The sequence below is a fragment of the Mesorhizobium sp. WSM4906 genome (assembly GCF_029674625.1).
GTDB lineage: Bacteria > Pseudomonadota > Alphaproteobacteria > Rhizobiales > Rhizobiaceae > Mesorhizobium.
In genome coordinates this window covers 1,077,980-1,093,078 of record NZ_CP121355.1, presented here as the reverse complement: position 1 = coordinate 1,093,078, position 15,099 = coordinate 1,077,980, and the positions used below count along the sequence as shown (strand labels likewise).

At 65.7% G+C, this 15,099-nt stretch carries 16 protein-coding genes; 4 read left to right on the top strand and 12 right to left on the bottom strand.

Annotation, left to right across the window (positions count from 1 at the left end):
* Positions 1–66: 66 nt before the first annotated feature.
* From QAZ22_RS05210 to QAZ22_RS05190, 5 genes are all read right to left on the bottom strand, one after another.
* Positions 67–1,461, bottom strand: a complete 1,395-nt coding sequence (locus QAZ22_RS05210) for a multicopper oxidase family protein (protein ID WP_278205937.1) — start codon at positions 1,459–1,461, stop codon at positions 67–69.
* Positions 1,462–1,562: 101 nt separating this feature from the next.
* A complete protein-coding gene (locus tag QAZ22_RS05205) occupies positions 1,563–2,552 on the bottom strand; it encodes a TonB family protein (protein ID WP_278205935.1) in 990 nt (329 codons plus the stop codon).
* Positions 2,549–3,040: a TonB system transport protein ExbD gene (exbD, locus tag QAZ22_RS05200; protein WP_278205934.1), complete on the bottom strand. Its 492-nt coding sequence runs from the start codon at positions 3,038–3,040 to the stop codon at positions 2,549–2,551. Before exbD ends, QAZ22_RS05205 begins: the two co-directional genes overlap by 4 nt.
* Before the next feature lie 6 nt (positions 3,041–3,046).
* Positions 3,047–3,979, bottom strand: coding sequence for a tonB-system energizer ExbB (gene exbB, locus QAZ22_RS05195; protein ID WP_278205932.1), 933 nt, complete (start codon positions 3,977–3,979; stop codon positions 3,047–3,049).
* Positions 3,980–3,996: 17 nt separating this feature from the next.
* Positions 3,997–4,791, bottom strand: a complete 795-nt coding sequence (locus QAZ22_RS05190) for an ATP-binding cassette domain-containing protein (protein ID WP_278205930.1) — start codon at positions 4,789–4,791, stop codon at positions 3,997–3,999.
* Between the two features lie 208 nt (positions 4,792–4,999).
* On the opposite strand from QAZ22_RS05190, the gene QAZ22_RS05185 reads away from it, so the two are divergent.
* On the top strand, positions 5,000–5,674 hold the full coding sequence (locus QAZ22_RS05185) for an isochorismatase family cysteine hydrolase (protein ID WP_278205929.1): 675 nt from the start codon (positions 5,000–5,002) through the stop codon (positions 5,672–5,674).
* On the opposite strand, the gene QAZ22_RS05180 is transcribed toward QAZ22_RS05185, so the two are convergent.
* The gene (locus QAZ22_RS05180; RefSeq protein WP_278205928.1) at positions 5,637–5,828 is read right to left on the bottom strand and encodes a hypothetical protein; all 192 of its coding nucleotides are present in this window, start codon (positions 5,826–5,828) and stop codon (positions 5,637–5,639) included. The genes QAZ22_RS05185 and QAZ22_RS05180 overlap by 38 nt on opposite strands.
* Before the next feature lie 268 nt (positions 5,829–6,096).
* Here QAZ22_RS05180 and QAZ22_RS05175 point away from each other — a divergent pair, with 268 nt between their 5' ends.
* Together QAZ22_RS05175 and QAZ22_RS05170 are read left to right on the top strand one after the other, a co-directional pair.
* Positions 6,097–6,411: an antibiotic biosynthesis monooxygenase gene (locus QAZ22_RS05175; RefSeq protein WP_278205927.1), complete on the top strand. Its 315-nt coding sequence runs from the start codon at positions 6,097–6,099 to the stop codon at positions 6,409–6,411.
* 8 nt (positions 6,412–6,419) lie between these two features.
* Positions 6,420–7,352: a sigma-70 family RNA polymerase sigma factor gene (locus QAZ22_RS05170; protein ID WP_278205926.1), complete on the top strand. Its 933-nt coding sequence runs from the start codon at positions 6,420–6,422 to the stop codon at positions 7,350–7,352.
* Positions 7,353–7,433: 81 nt separating this feature from the next.
* On the opposite strand, the gene QAZ22_RS05165 is transcribed toward QAZ22_RS05170, so the two are convergent.
* On the bottom strand, positions 7,434–8,372 hold the full coding sequence (locus QAZ22_RS05165) for an LLM class flavin-dependent oxidoreductase (protein ID WP_278205924.1): 939 nt from the start codon (positions 8,370–8,372) through the stop codon (positions 7,434–7,436).
* Between the two features lie 139 nt (positions 8,373–8,511).
* Complete coding sequence (locus tag QAZ22_RS05160; RefSeq protein WP_278205923.1) at positions 8,512–8,661, bottom strand: hypothetical protein; 150 nt, start codon at positions 8,659–8,661, stop codon at positions 8,512–8,514.
* A gap of 304 nt (positions 8,662–8,965) precedes the next feature.
* Between QAZ22_RS05160 and QAZ22_RS05155 the strand changes: the two genes are divergently transcribed.
* The gene (locus QAZ22_RS05155) at positions 8,966–9,733 is read left to right on the top strand and encodes an SDR family oxidoreductase (RefSeq protein ID WP_278205922.1); all 768 of its coding nucleotides are present in this window, start codon (positions 8,966–8,968) and stop codon (positions 9,731–9,733) included.
* A gap of 217 nt (positions 9,734–9,950) precedes the next feature.
* On the opposite strand, the gene QAZ22_RS05150 is transcribed toward QAZ22_RS05155, so the two are convergent.
* From QAZ22_RS05150 to QAZ22_RS05135, 4 genes are all read right to left on the bottom strand, one after another.
* Positions 9,951–10,895, bottom strand: coding sequence for an ABC transporter permease (locus QAZ22_RS05150; RefSeq protein WP_278205920.1), 945 nt, complete (start codon positions 10,893–10,895; stop codon positions 9,951–9,953).
* On the bottom strand, positions 10,892–11,947 hold the full coding sequence (locus QAZ22_RS05145) for an ABC transporter permease (RefSeq protein WP_278205919.1): 1,056 nt from the start codon (positions 11,945–11,947) through the stop codon (positions 10,892–10,894). The genes QAZ22_RS05150 and QAZ22_RS05145 overlap by 4 nt, the downstream gene beginning before the upstream one ends.
* Positions 11,948–12,185: 238 nt before the next feature.
* Positions 12,186–13,703, bottom strand: coding sequence for an ABC transporter ATP-binding protein (locus tag QAZ22_RS05140; RefSeq protein WP_278205918.1), 1,518 nt, complete (start codon positions 13,701–13,703; stop codon positions 12,186–12,188).
* A gap of 238 nt (positions 13,704–13,941) precedes the next feature.
* A complete protein-coding gene (locus QAZ22_RS05135) occupies positions 13,942–14,967 on the bottom strand; it encodes a BMP family protein (protein ID WP_278205917.1) in 1,026 nt (341 codons plus the stop codon).
* Positions 14,968–15,099: the final 132 nt, after the last annotated feature.

The window sequence follows — 15,099 nt, the reverse complement described above, 5'->3', positions numbered from 1 at the left end:
GGAGAATCGAGTCAAGCGGACGGCGCTCACGAAAACTTCAGAGCGCGGCAAGACTCATTGCCATCTTCACACCACCCGAAAGTAGCTCGTCATCCCGGTCTTCTGGTGCTCGATGATGTGGCAGTGGAGCAGCCAGTCGCCGGGGTTGTCGGCGACGAGGCCCAACTGAACCTTCTCGTTCGGCTGGATGAGATAGGTGTCGGAGACGAGCGGCTGGACTTGCCGCGTCGAGGACGACAGCACCTTGAAGCTCATGCCGTGCAGATGGATGGGGTGCGAGTGCGGCGTGAGATTCTCCATGTCGATGACATAGCTCTTGCCGAGCTTCAGTTCCGCCAGGGGCGCCGTCGGATCGGGCGTGTCGCCCGACCACGGCACCTTGTTGATCGCCCAGAAGCTGTAGCCGAGCGAGCCGCAGATGCCGTCGCTGGGCAGGTTCTCCGCCGTGGCGCTGAGCGCCAACGAAATATGCTTGGCGTCGGCGACATCCACCTCGGCAACTGGATTGACCTCCAGGAGCTCAAGATCGCGGACGTCGCGCTTGAGGGAGTTTCCAACCGCGCGCAACGTCGCCAGGATCTTCGGTTTGGTCCCCCTGACGTCGCGCAGGCTGACGATCGCCCCCTCCTCGTCCGGCATTCGGATGGCGAGTTCCAGCCGCTGGCCGGGACCAAGCTGCAGGGCGTCGGGTGCAAAGCGTTGCGGCACAGGGTTGCCGTCGAGCGCGATCACCGCCGCCTCGGCTCCTTCGACGCGGAAGGCATAGATGCGGGTGACGTCGGTGATGGCGGCCCTCAGCCGCACCAGGCCGCCGGCGGGCGCGTCATATTGCGGCTGGTCGAGCCAGTTGGCGGTGCGAACCGTGCCGAAGGTGCCGCTTCTTGCCGCGTCGCGCGGCCGGAACTGTTCGATGAACTGGCCGTCGTCGCCGAGGCGCCAGTCGCGCAGATTGATCACCACCTCGGAATCGAACTTCGGATCGTTCGGGTTCTCCACCACGATCACGCCGGTCAGCCCGTGACCCGTCTGTATCAGCGTGTCGCAGTGCGGGTGGTACCAGAAAGTGCCGGCGTCCGGCGGCGTGAAGGCGTAGTCGAAATGGTCGCCCCGATAGACATAGGGCTGGATCAGGAACGGCACTCCGTCCATCTTGTTCGGAACGCGGACGCCGTGCCAGTGGATCGTGGTCGGGTCGTCGATGCCGTTGACGAGCCGCGCGGCGAACGGCTCACCCTTCTTCATCCTGACGACCGGCGGCGGGCCTGCCTCGCCATAAGTCAGGACATTCTTCGTCGGCGCGCCGTCCGTCAGCTTCGCCTCGATGCTTGCGGTCTTCAGGATCAGCGGCTCGGGCTTCGCCGCCGCCCAGCCGACAAACCTGCCAGCGGCCGCGAGGCCGATACCGGCCGCGCCGGCGGCCGCAGCACTTTTAAGAAGGTTGCGGCGGGTGAGTATCGTCATCTGGCTTCCATTGGGGCAGGGTTCTCGGAACAATTCCTGGATAAAGCCGAACCTAATGGCCGCCTATCACCATCCACCTTGCAGGCCTAGAGCAATTCTGTTTAGTCCCGCAAACTGAAGACGAACGGCGCCGTGCGGGTGACGCGCTGGCCGAGCTCCGCCGGCGGCGCCGGCACCGACGCGCCCTGCAGGGCTCCCAGCGCCGCACGATCGAGATCCGCGTCGCCCGATGACCTTGCCAGCCTGGCGGAAACCACCCGGCCCGATGCATCCACGGTGAAGGTCACGTTGGGCGTGCCTTCGGCTCGCCTGGACCTCGCCGCGCTCGGATAGCGCGTGTGACGCCTGATCCATGCCTGTAGGCTGGCATTCCACCGCGACGGGCCGACGCTTGACCGCGGCGCCGCGTCGGAGGATTGCGGCGCCGCGGCCTTCGCGCCGGCCTTGGCGTCGATGCTGGCCGTCGTCACTGCCTTGGGCGGCTCGGCCTTTTCCTTCCGTGACCGCCGCTTCGGTCTTTCGACCGGTTTCCTTTCCGCCTTCTTCTTGGCTTCGACCGGCTTGTTCGCCTTGATTTCCGTCTCGACCGGGTTGGGCTGCGGCGGCGGAACGGTCACCTCGGGCGCGATCGCTTCGACAGGATCGGGAACGACCTCTTCCAACGGCTGCTGCTCGCTGAGCGTCGCTATCGTTTGCTCCGCCGGTTCGACCTCTTCCGCCTTGTCGGCTTCCACCGGTTGATCCGTGACCGGCTTGGCTTCTTCCGCGACCGGCGCCGGCACCGGATCGGTCGCCGGTTTTACTTCAGCGGGCGTTTCCGTCTCCGCCGCCGCGTCGGGCTGGTCCGGCGTGACCTTATCCAGCGCCGCCACTTCTTCCGGCACGGCCGGCGTGGTCGGGAGCGGCGCCATTTCGACCGCCAGCGCCGGTGGCGAGCCGCCATCCGGCGCCTCGGCGAGGCTGAGGTTCTGCACCGCATAGGCGACCGCGACATGCGCGGCGAGAATGATCGCGGCCGCGCTTGTCCACAGACCGGCTTCGCTTATGCCGAGCCGCGGCTTGGAGGACAAGGCGGCGATCGCTTGGGTCATGGGACCGGGCTCCCGCTTGCCGCTGGCGCAGGGCTTCCGCCCGCGGCCGGAGCCGTGCCGTCAGCGCCCGATGTCGTCTCGAGGCCGACCAGCGCGACCTTGAGATAGCCGGCGGCGCGCAGCAGGTTCATGACGTCCATCAGCTCGCCATAGCCGACATTTCTGTCGGCGCGCAGGAAGATGCGCGTCTGCTTGTCGCCCTTGGCGCGGCTGTCGAGCACCTCGGCAAAGGCGGGACGCGGCACGCTGTCATTGCCGATGGCTAAAGTCAGGTCGCTCTTCAGCGTCAGGAACAGCGGTGTCTCGGGTCTGGGTGCCGGCGTTGCTGTCGAGCCCGGCAGGTCGACATTGATGTCGACGGTCGCCAGCGGTGCCGCCACCATGAAGATGATCAAGAGCACCAGGATGACGTCGATGAACGGCGTGACGTTGATCTCGTGGCTCTCCTCGAGATCGTCGCCGGCCGCTTCACGGATCCGCGCCGCCATAGCCGTTCACTCCGCCGCCATCGCCGTTGCCGGCGGCACGGTGCGAAAATCCAGGTCGCGGCTGACCAGTCGCTCGACCCCAGCCGAGGCGTCGGCGAGGATCTGCCTGTAGCCGGCTATCGATCGCGCGAAGACATTGTAGATCACCACTGCCGGGATTGCGGCCACCAGGCCCATCGCCGTGGCGAGCAGCGCTTCGGCGATGCCCGGCGCGACCACCGCCAGATTCGTGGTCTGCGCCTGCGAGATGCCGATGAAGGCGTTCATGATGCCCCAGACGGTGCCGAACAGGCCGACGAAGGGCGCCGTCGAACCGATGGTCGCGAGCAGGCCTGTGCCGCGCGACATGCGCCGCGAGGCTGCCGCCTCGATGCGCGACAGCCTGGAGGTGACGCGCTCCTTCAGGCCGTCGCCCGAGGCATGGTCCAGCGCGCCGGCCGACAGCGCGCGCTCTTCCTCGGCCGCGCGCACCAGCAGCGCTCCAGGACCGTTGCCGTGGCCAAGCGCGCGGCCCGCCTGCATCAGCGTCGCGGCATTGCCGATGGCAACGGCCGCGCGGCGAGCGCTGAGCTTGCCGACGAGAATCTCGAGCGATTTGGCGAGCCAGATGGTCCAGGTGACCAGCGAAGCAAAGGCAAGCCCGACCATGACGGCTTTGACGACGATGTCGGCCGCCATGAACATGCCCCAGGGCGACAGATCATGCGGCAGCGTGAGCGAAATGGCGGAAGGCGCCTCCCCGCCGACCGCCGCGCTCCGGCCGGGCTGCGTGCCCGGCCCCGCCGGCTGTGGTGCGGCGCTCGAGGCGGCCGCCGGCGGTTGCATCGCCGGTACCTGCGCGGCCGGCGCCGGCGTCGCCGGCGGTTGCTGCGCCGTGGCCGCGCCTGTCGAAAGAATGACCGATGCGGCCAACGCCGCGAGAAAAATGTTCCGGGACAAGGCTCGTCCTCGCTTCATCATTGCACGTAACCGATGGGCAGGCCGGTGACGGGATGCTCGAGCACGCCCATCTCGACGCCGAAAATGTCCTTGAGCACGTCGCCCCGCATGATCTCGCCCGGCGTGCCGCGCCTTAAGAGCCGGCCTTCCTTCAGCGCGATCAGCTCGTCGCAATAGCGCGCCGCCATGTTGGGGTCGTGCAGCACCACGACGACGCAAAGGTCGCGCCTGCGGCTGAGGTCCTTGACCAGCGCCAGCACCTCGACTTGATGCGCGATATCGAGCGCCGAAATCGGTTCGTCGAGCAGCATGACGCCGGCATTCTGCGCCACCAGCATGGCGAGCCACGCACGCTGCCGCTCGCCGCCGGAAAGCTCGTCCACAAGCTGGTCGGCGAAAGCGCTCATGTCGGTCAGCGCCAGCGCCTCCTCGACATGGGCTTTGTCTTCCGGTCCGAACCGGCCGAGCGCGCCATGCCAGGGATAACGCCCGAGCGCCGCCAGCTCGCGCACAGTAAGGCCGGTTGCCGCCGGCGTCGTCTGCGGCAGATAGGCCAGCGCCCGCGCCAGCTCGCGCGCGCCCCAGCCGGCGAGCGGACGTTCGGCGAAGCGGATGTCGCCGGAGCTTGCCGGCTGCTGCCGTGCCAGAAGCTTGATCAGCGTCGACTTGCCGGAGCCGTTATGGCCGATCAGCCCGTAAACGCGCCCGCGCTGCAATTGGAACGAGACCGGCCCAAGCAGCGTGCGCTCGCCGACGGCAAAGCGTACCGCGTCGACATGAAAGGCTGTTTGGGCACCAGTTCCGGTCAACATCCGTCTCCAAGCCGCCGTTGCCTGGCTGTCGCCGGGCGGCCAACGTCGGTTGACTAGGAAACATGAGTTACCTAGTCAACTATAAAGGTGATTTTATTTATCAACAAATCGCGCCATTGCCCTGGCGTGATGAGTTGAGCATTGTGAGGTCTGGACGGCCCCGCCGTCGCTGAGCCACGATGCGGACGGCAAGCAAGGGCATCGGGCGATGATCGAGGCAACACCATTCGACTTCCCGTATGACGGCCGGTTGGTGCCGCAAAACACCGCCTTGCTGGTGATCGACTTGCAGGAGGATTTCCTATCGCCGACAGGTTACTTCGCCAGGAAAGGCTATGATCCGTCGCCGCTGAGGGCAATCCTGCCGGCGGTGAACCGGCTGATTGCGGCCGCCCGCGCCGCTGGCCTGACCGTCGTCCACACCAGGCAAGGCTACCGCGCCGACATGGCCGACATGACGCCTTACGAGAAATGGCGCCGCAAGCGGGCGGGACTGGACGGCACCGACATCCTGCTGCGTTCCAGCCCCGGCTTCCAGATCGTCGCCGACATTGAGATCAAACCGCAAGACATCGTCGTCGACAAGACCTGCAACGGCGCCTTCACCTATACGGATCTGGAACTGATCCTGAGGGCGCGGGGCATCACACATCTCCTGTTCGCCGGTTGCACGACCGACGTCTGCGTGCACACCACCTTGCGCGAGGCCTGCGACCGCAATTTCCAGTGCCTGACGATCGCAGATGCCTGCGCCAGCGGCGACCAAAAGGCGCACGAGGCCGCGCTCCACATGGTGACGGTCGAGGACGGCGTCTTCGGCGCGCTGGCGGATTCGGAAACCGTCGTCACCGCGCTGTCGCGGCTCGCAAACGGGGCGGGCTGAAGCGCTCCGCATCGCCGGGATCGCCGAATTCCGGCCAGCCGATATCCTTGCGGATGTCCATCGGCAGCAAATAGAGTGTCCGCGCCGCCCGATAGCGCGCATGGACAGCCGCGTATTCGGTCGCCAGGCGACCGATGGATGACAGGATCGACATTTGCTTCTCCCTTGGTTGATGCCGGCGTTGGAAGCATCGGCACCCGCCAAGACGAAGGACGAATGCCTTTCGGAACGGCGGGCAGGAATTTTTCTCGTGCATTGCCGATCGATGGCACTTGTGTGGCTGGCCCTTTGACCGTCATTTGACGACGGTCAGAATTTTTTTGCGTGCACCGTTCCGTTCCCGGCATCGTCTTCGTCTTGACGGTTGTGACGATAGCGGAAGCCGCGACGGCCTCCGCCACCAGGACAGACGGAGCCAAGCCATGTCGACCGCAGTGACCTTGATCAATGTCTTTACCGCCAGGCCCGGCAAGCAGCAGGACCTCGCTAAGGTGCTTGCCGAAGGGACGCGCAACTTCTTCAGCAAGCAGCCGGGCTCGCTGTCCTCGTCCGTGGTCGTCGGCGGCGACGGCAGCAAGGTGGTCAACATCTCGCAATGGCGCTCGGCCGAGGATGTCGCCGCCTTCCGCAGCGATCCTCGCTTCGCAGAGTACATGAAGACGATCATGGAGCATGGAACCGGCGAGAGCGTGATGGGCCACACAACCTATTCCCACACTGGCGGGATCGAACATTAGGGGGACGCGTGACCGGCTCGCATGACCATCCCGCTGCGGCGACCGAAGCCAGGCTTCGCGCTTTCGAGCGCGAAGCCGCCGGCCTGCGAGCCAAGCTGCATCGCTACTGCTCGCGGATGGTGGGATCGGTCATCGACGGAGAGGACATCGTCCAGGAGGCTTTGGCCAAAGGCTTCGTGGCGATCAGGAATGGCGACATGCCCGAAAAGACCGAACCTTGGTTGTTTCGCATCGCGCACAATTCAGCGCTTGATTTCCTCCGCAAACGGGCCCGCTCGCGGATGAGGGAGAGCGAGGTCGAGCTCGACACGATCGCTGACGAAGACTCGCCCATCGATGCGCGCATCGCCGCCGAGGCCAGTCTCGCCGAACTGATGCAATTGCCGCCGGCGCAAAGATGCACCGTCGTGCTGAAGGACGTGCTCGGCCACAGCCTCGAGGAGATCGGCGAGATCCTCGAGACCACCGAGACCGCGATCAAGGGCGCGCTGCAGCGTGGTCGCGAGAGCCTGCGCAAGCTGGCGGCCGCGCCACGGCCGGCATCGCCGCGCCCGGCGCTCGACCGGCAGGACATGCGGCGCCTCGGCGACTATGTCGCGGCCTTCAACGCCCGGGATTTCGACACCTTGCGCGGCCTGCTCGCCGACGACGTCAAGCTGGAACTGGTCAACCGGCTGCGCGCCGAAGGCAAGGACTATGTCGGCAATTACTTTGGCCGCTATTCCGAAGAGACGCATTGGCATTTCACCACCGGCCTCGTCGAAGGCCGGCCGGCCATCCTGGTCACCAGCCCGGACCGCCCGGACGGGCCGCCGCGCTATTTCATCCTCATCGATTGGGAGAATGGCCGGATCGCCGGCATCCGCGATTTCCTCTTTGCGGACTATGTCATGGATGGCGTCGACTGCGTTCCGCAACCACCGTCGTCCGTCGATCCTTAGAGCAATTCCAGGAAAAGTGTGAAACGGTGAGCCGCTCTGGTGAGACCGGCGGCGTGGGCACCCTCACCAGCGATCGCAATCTCAGCGGACATGCGTCTCGGTGAAGGAGCGCGACGCAAAGGTTCCTGGCGGCGGTGTGTCGGCTTCGCGCCGCGCCAGCGAATTCGAAATCAGCGTGACCGTCTCGCGCCCGATCCGGGCAATCTCGCTCGGACGGTCGATGCCGCCGATCATGAATTCCTCGATGCCAAGCGCTGCGTAGGGCAGCAGCGAAAGCGCCAGCCGCGCCGGCGGCCCCACGACCTCGATCGCCTTGTGATCGGTTGCTTCCGACCACCCCTCGGAGCGGATACGGACGGGCAGGGCGAAACGCAGTTTTCCCGAGCGGCCATGCTCGGCGGCGGCGCTGCGCACGCGCTGCATCAGCTGCGCAACCTCGTCCGGCGAGCCGGCGGCCAGTTCGAAGACATCGGCGTGCCGGCCGGCGACCTTCAGCGCGGTGCCGGACTGGCCGCCGAGACGGATGATCAGGTCAGCGCCATGCGGACCCTTGCGCGGCACGTAACCGCCTTTGACGCTGTAGAATGCGCCCTCATGGTCGAAAGGCTTGTCGTTCGACCACAGGCGCTTCAACAGCACCAGATATTCGTCGATGCGCTGCCAGACCACGCTGTGGCCGACAGGACGCGCCTCGGCGTCGCTGTCTTCGAGCGGCTCGCTCAGCATCCTGAGCGACAGGCGGCCGCCGCTCTTCGCGTCGAGCGCCGCCAGTTGCCTTGCCGCCACGGTCGGTTCGATCACGCCGGCCCAATGCGTCAGCACGACTTCCAGCGACGCCGTGCGCTCGAGCGTCTGCGCGGCGATGTCCATATTGGTGAGCAGGCCGGCCGGATCGTCGACCACCAGCTTGCGAAAGCCGGCGTCCTCGATCAGCGACAGCTTGGTCGCCGTCTCGGCGAAATCATAGAAGAAGCTGCCATTGGCAGGCTTACCGGGAACATGCGTGAACTCGATCGGCATTGCCATCGCCTCCATCACGTTGGGTTGCCCCGCTCCATCCAAGACGCAGGCGTGCGAAAACGCTCCGGCGCTTGGCCAGTTCTTGCTCCGACTACTCAAACTCAGATTGTCTTGACGGCGAGCTTCAGCCCGCTTTCGCTCAGGGAATGAGACCCAGCACCACCGCGCCGGTGAACACGAATGCCAGCGCGAAGACGAGATAGGCGAAGGTGCCGCCATAGGCGGGCCTCCAGCTCTCACCGGCGGTCAGCCTCTGGCCCTTGCGCTGAGCGTTCTGCATGTAGGTCATGGTCGAGCCTCCGTCTCGGCCATTAATCTATAAAGTTAGTAGACTTTGTCGATTGCTATTTTTGGGAAGTTTTTGAAACAGCGTTCTCAGATTCCGGCCTAAGGTGGTTTTTCTTGCCCTCGAAAAAAGGGCCACCCCTCGGTGCGTGTAGCGCCAGCCTCTGGCCCGACCTGGAGTCGGTCGATCGGAGCGACCCTCCGAGGCCAAAAAGCCCTTTGTTCGACAAAGCTTGGTCATCCCGGATGCCGGGGATAGCATCGGCACCGAACAAGCGAAAACCCTCGGAACACGATGGAGAGACGACATGGGTGGAAGGCTGGCGGGCAAGGTCGCTATCATTTCCGGCGGCGCGACGGGCATGGGCGGAGCGGCTTCCGAGTTGTTCGCGGCCGAAGGCGCCAAGGTGGCGATCATCGACCGTAATGGCGAGGCGGCCGGCAAGACCGCCGCGGCGATCCGTGCCCGTGGCCATGTCGCCGAACATTTCGTGGCCGATGTCTCGGACGAAACGCAGGTCGAAGCCGCGGTCAAGGCGGCAACAGCCAAACTCGGTCCGGTCACCGTGCTGTTCAACCACGCCGGCACGATCGTGATAAAGCCTTTCCTGGAGACGACCTTGCAGGAATGGGACTGGCTGCACGCCGTCAACGTGCGCTCGATGTTTCTGATGACCCGCGCGGTGCTGCCCGGCATGATCGCCGCCGGCGGCGGCTCGATCGTCTGCACCTCGTCGATCTCGGCGGTGGCGGCGACGCCCAACGAAGTGCTCTACGACACCACCAAAGGCGCCTGCCACATGTTCGCCCGCGCCATCGCGGTGGAATTCCGCGACCGCAACATCCGCTGCAACGCCGTCTGTCCCGGCTTCATCCGCACGCCGCACGGCCTGCGCGAGGTCGCAGATCTCGGCAAGCTCGGCGTCGACGTTTCAGATGCCGCCATGGCCGCGCAGCAGGGTCGCATCGGCGAGCCGGAGGAGGTGGCGAAAGCCGCGCTGTTCCTGGCCAGCGACGAATCCAGCTTCGTCAACGGCGCGCATCTCTTCGTGGATAACGCTTTCACGGCGATCTGAGGCTTGGCGCCCTTCCTCTCCCCCGTCGATCGGGGGAGAGGTGTCGAGCGCAGCTCGACGGAGTGGGGGTCGACCCTCGGCGCGGCGCTGGAAGATTCTTGCGCCCTGGTTTTCAACATCCGTCGGCGGCGGTTGCCAGGTGGTTCCCCCACTCCGTCGCTGCTTCGCAGCGCCACCTCTCCCCCCTCCGGAGGGAGAGGAAAGAACGCCGAGTTCTCTACCGCTCCTCCCTTCGGAACGGCTTCAGCAGCGCCGAGGGCGCCACGGCGTTGCGCGACATGAAGGCCATGGCGATGATGGTGAAGATGAAGGGCAGCATCAGGAACGCTTCGTAGGGGATGTGGCCAAGTCCGCTGGCCTGCATCCTGAGCTGCAGCGCGTCGACGAAGGCGAAAAGCAGCGCAGCGCCCGCCGAGCGCCACGGATCCCAGCGACCGAACACGACCAGCGCGATCGCCACCCAGCCGCGCCCCGACACCACGCCGAAGGTGAAGGCGTTGAATTGCGCCATGGTAAGGAAGGCGCCGGCGAGTCCCATCAGCGCGCCGCCGAGGATCACCGCCTGGAAGCGCGTGGCGATCACGCTGACGCCGGCGGAATCCGCGGCGCGCGGGTTCTCGCCCACCATCCGCACCGACAACCCCCAGGGCGTGCGGTAGAGCACGAAGGCGGCGAGCGGGATGGCGAGGATCGCGAGGTAGACCAGCGTGAACTGGTTGAACACCGCAGGCCCCAGGATCGGGAGGTCCGACAGCAGAGGGATCGGCACCGGCTTGAAGCCGTCGATGCTCGGCGGCACCGATTGCTGGCCGAAGATCAGCCGGTAGAGGAAATAAGCCAAGCCGGACGAGAACAGCGTCACACCGATGCCGCAGACATGCTGGCTGAGGCCCAGCGCGACCGTGAACAGCGCATGCAGCGCGCCCATCAGAGCGCCGACGAGCACGGCGACCAGTACGCCCAGCCAAAGGCTGCCGCTGAGGCTGGCCGCGGTGAAACCGGCCATGGCCGACAGGAGCATGATGCCTTCGATGCCGAGATTGAGCACGCCGGCGCGCTCGGAAAACATCTCGCCGATCGTGGCGAAAGCCAGCGGCGTGGCGATGCGGATGATGGCGGCGAGGAAGCCGACCTGGAAAATCTGCTCGAACATCGCGCTCATGCTGACGCTCCGACGCGGCGGATGCGATAGGCGGTGAAGAGCAGCGCCGCCAGCATGGCGAGCAGCGCCGTGCCCTGGATGACGTCGCTGAGGAAAGCCGGCACGCCGGTCGCGCGCGACATCGCCTCGGCGCCGGTCATGACCGCGGCCAGGAAGATCGCCGCCGGCACCACGCCGAGCGGATTGAGCCGGGCAAGCATCGCCACGACGATGCCGGAATAGCCGTAGCCCGGCGAGATGTCGCTCATCACCTGGAAATGCACGCCGCCGACCTCGCCGACGCCGGCGAGCCCCGCCAGCGCGCCGGAGAGCAGCGCGGTGGAGAGCAGGACGCGCTGGACGCTGATGCCGCCATAGCGTGCCGCTTCCGGATTCTCGCCGGTGACGCGGATGCGGAAGCCGAGCGTGGTGCGCGCTATCAGGAACCAGCAAAGCGGTGCTGCGATCAGCGCCACGACGACGCCGACATGCAGCCTTGTGCCTTCGAGCAGCACCGGGAAATTGGCCGAATCCTCGATCGGCGGCGAGATCGGATAGCCGCTGAACGTATCCTTCCATGGCCCCTCGATCAGCGCCATCAGCGCGTAATAGATCACCGAATTGAGCAGCAGCGAGCTCACCACGTCGTCGACCTTGAATTTGACCCGCAATGTCGCCGGCACCAGCGCGACCAGGGCGCCGGCCGCAGCACCAACTAGCGCCATCAAAAGCATGGCGAGGTAGCCCGGCATCGGGATCGCGCCGACGGCGCAGCTCGCCACCGCGCCTGCCAGCAGCTGCCCCTCGGCGCCGATGTTCCAGAACTTGGCCCGGAAGGCGATCGCCACCGCAAGTCCGGTGAAGATCATGGGTGCTGCGCGCACCAGCGTCTCGGTGATGGCGTAGCTGTCGCCCAGCGAGGCCGACAGCATCACGCCATAGGCTTCGATCACGCCGGCGCCGGCGACCGCGATGAGGCCGCTGCACAGCACCAGGGCTACGACGATCGCGATAAGCGGCAGCGCGAGATTGAACCAGGCCGGCGTCGACGTGCGGGCTTCGAGACGAAACATCAGGCGTGCCCCTCCGCTCGCCGGATGTCGGCGCCGCCCCTCATCCGCCTGCCGGCACCTTCTCCCCGTATAGGGACGGGGAGAAGGGGGCTGGCCGCAGCCGTCACACCGTTCTTGCAACGCTGGCGATTGGCGAAATCATCGATGAGAGCGCCCCTCTCCCCGTCCCTATACGGGGAGAGGGTGCCGGCAGGCAGGTGAGGGGCAGCGCCGACGTCCGCCATTAGAGGCAACCTCATCACTCTACGCCTTTCCCCTCCGCGCCGGTCATCAGCAACCCGAGCCTCGCCACCGTGGCCTCACTGCCAGAAAGCGTGCCGGCGATGCGGCCCTCATACATCACCGCGATGCGGTCCGAGAGCATCAGCAACTCCTCGAGATCCTCGCCGATGACGATGATGCCGCAGCCCTTGCCGCGCATGGCCAGGAACTTCTCGTGGATGAAGCGGGCAGCGCCGATGTCGAGGCCGCGCGTCGGCTGCGAGACGATCAGCACTTTCGGGTCGAAAGCGAGCTCGCGCGCCAGCAGCGCCTTCTGCAGATTGCCGCCCGAAAGCGCCCCGGCGCGCGCCATCGGCCCGGGACAGCGTATGTCATAGGCCTTGATCTGTTCCTCGGCGAAGGCGCGGATCGCGGCGGGATTGAGCAGCCCCTTGCTGCTGAACGCCTCGGTGCCGATGCGCGGCAGCACCATGGAATCGGCAAGCGGCAGGTTGGTGACCAGCCCCGTCGTCATTCGGTCCTCGGGGATGCGGCCGATGCCGAGCGCCTGCAGCTCGCGCGGCGAAAATTCCACAACCGCTTTGCCGGCTATCGTCATCGTTCCGGCGCTGGGCTGCAGCATGCCGGAAACAACGTCTGCGAGCGCCCGCTGGCCGTTTCCGGAGACGCCGGCAACGCCCAGGATCTCCCCGGCGCGGACGGAAAGCGAGACATCGCGCAGCGGCGTGCCGGGATGGCCGGAGGTGGAGATGCCGTCCAGTGTCAGCACGGAGGCGCCGAGCGTCGAAGCCTCTTTGGTCGGCGGCACGATCTCGTGGCCGCACATCAGCTTCGCCATTTCGGCCGAGGTCGTTTCTGCCGGATGGTCGACACGGCCGGCGACCTTGCCGTGGCGAAGAACGACACAGCGATGGGTGAGCGACCGGACCTCGTTGAGCTTGTGCGAGATGAAGATGATGCCCAGCCCTTGCGCCGCCATGGAGCGCAAGGCGGCGAACAGGCCGTCGACTTCGCTCGGCGCCAGTACCGCCGTCGGCTCGTCGAGGATCAGGAGCTTGGCGCCGCGAAACAGCGCCTTGATGATCTCCAGCCGCTGCTGCTCGCCGACCGAGAGCGCCGAGACCGGCAGGTCGGGATCGAGGCTCAAACCATGCCGGCGGCCAATCTCCTTCAGCCGCGCCAACCCGCCGGCGCGATCGATGCGGCCGGATTTGCCGGGAATGCCGATCAGAAGGTTTTCCAACACCGTCAGCCGCGGCGCCAGATGGAAATGCTGGTGCACCATGCCGATGCCGGCGGCTAGCGCATCGGCCGAACTGTGGATGGCGACAGGCCTGCCCTCGACCAGGATATCGCCGGCATCCGGCGCATAGGCGCCGAACAGCACGTTCATCAGCGTCGTCTTGCCGGCGCCGTTCTCGCCGAGCAGGCCGAGGATCTCGCCGGGCGCAACGCTGAGATCGACCGCCTCGTTCGCCTTGACGGCGCCGAAGCTCTTGGTGATGCCGCGCATTTCGATCAGTGGGGCGGACAAGGGTGCTCCTGAACGGACTTGGCATTGATCTTCTAGGGCGTGCCCGTCGCACCCCCCTCTGGCCTGCCGGCCATCTCCCCCTCAAGGGGGGAGATCAGCTGTCACGCCGGCTTTCGCCAATCTTCTACGTCGCAGGAAAAGCGCCAAAGGCGAAAGCTATTAATCTCCCCCCTTGAGGGGGAGATGCCCGGCAGGGCAGCAGAGGGGGGTGGCTTGGCGCCAACCCCTGCGGCAAGCCTCAATCCGAAACCGGCGTGTTCTCGTCGACGTCGACGCGGAAATTGCCTTCCAGGATCTCGGCCTTCTTCTTTTCGACCAGCGCCTTGACCTCCGCCGGCAGCGTGTTGTCGAACTTGTGGTAGGGCGCGAGATAGGAGCCGCCCTTGGCCATGCGCGAGAAGTCGCCATAGTCCTGCGCGGTGAAGACGCCGGCCTTGACCAGCTTGATAGCCTGCTCGACCGTCGGATACATGTCCCAGACCGGGCCGGTAATGACCGTGTCGGGACCGAGGCTCGACTGGTCGGACATGTTGGATATGGCGTAGATCTTCTTCTCCACCGCCGCCTCGATGACGCCGAAGCGCTCGGCGTAGATGACGTCGACGCCGGCATCGATCTGCGCCACCGCCGCTTCCTTGGCCTTCGGCGGATCGAAGAAGGAGCCGATGAAGGCGACCTTCTTCTTGACGTTCGGGTTGACCTCCTTGGCGCCGGCAAAGAAAGCGTTGACCAGCCGGTTGACTTCCGGAATGCCCATCGCGGCGACGGCGCCCACCGTGCCCGACTTCGACATCTTGCCGGCGATCATGCCGGAGAGATAGGCGGGCTCGTGGATCCAGTTGTCGAAAACGCCGAAATTGGGTTCGGCCGGGCCGGCGCCGGAGCCGAACAGCCAGGCGGTCTTCGGGAACTGTTTGGCGGTGCGGCGCGATTCGCGCTCGGCGGCGAAGGCATCGCCCAGCACCAGCTGATAGCCGCCTTGAGCATATTCGCGCATCACGCGGCTGAAGTCGGCGGTCTGCACCTTTTCCGACCATTTGTATTCGATGCCCAGTTCCTTTTCGGCCTTCTGCAGGGCGACATGGATCTGGTTGTCCCACGGCTCCTCGATCGGCGTGGCGAAAATCGCCGCCACCTTCAGCTTCTTGTCCTTGGCGAAGGCAATAGTTGGCAGGACGGTCGCCGCGAGGCCAAGCGCGCCAAGTTCCAGCACGTTGCGCCGCGACAGGCCGGCGCGCTGCATTTTATCAAGATCGTTTTTCATTGAAGTTCCCCTCTGCTCGACGGCCGTGTCGAGCCGGCCGTTCAAAAAATCAGACGCCAGGACTATGGAACGGCGCCCGAGTTTTGTCCACATGGTCAAATTTGGCTGGCGGCGATAAAGGGCGATCCTCAT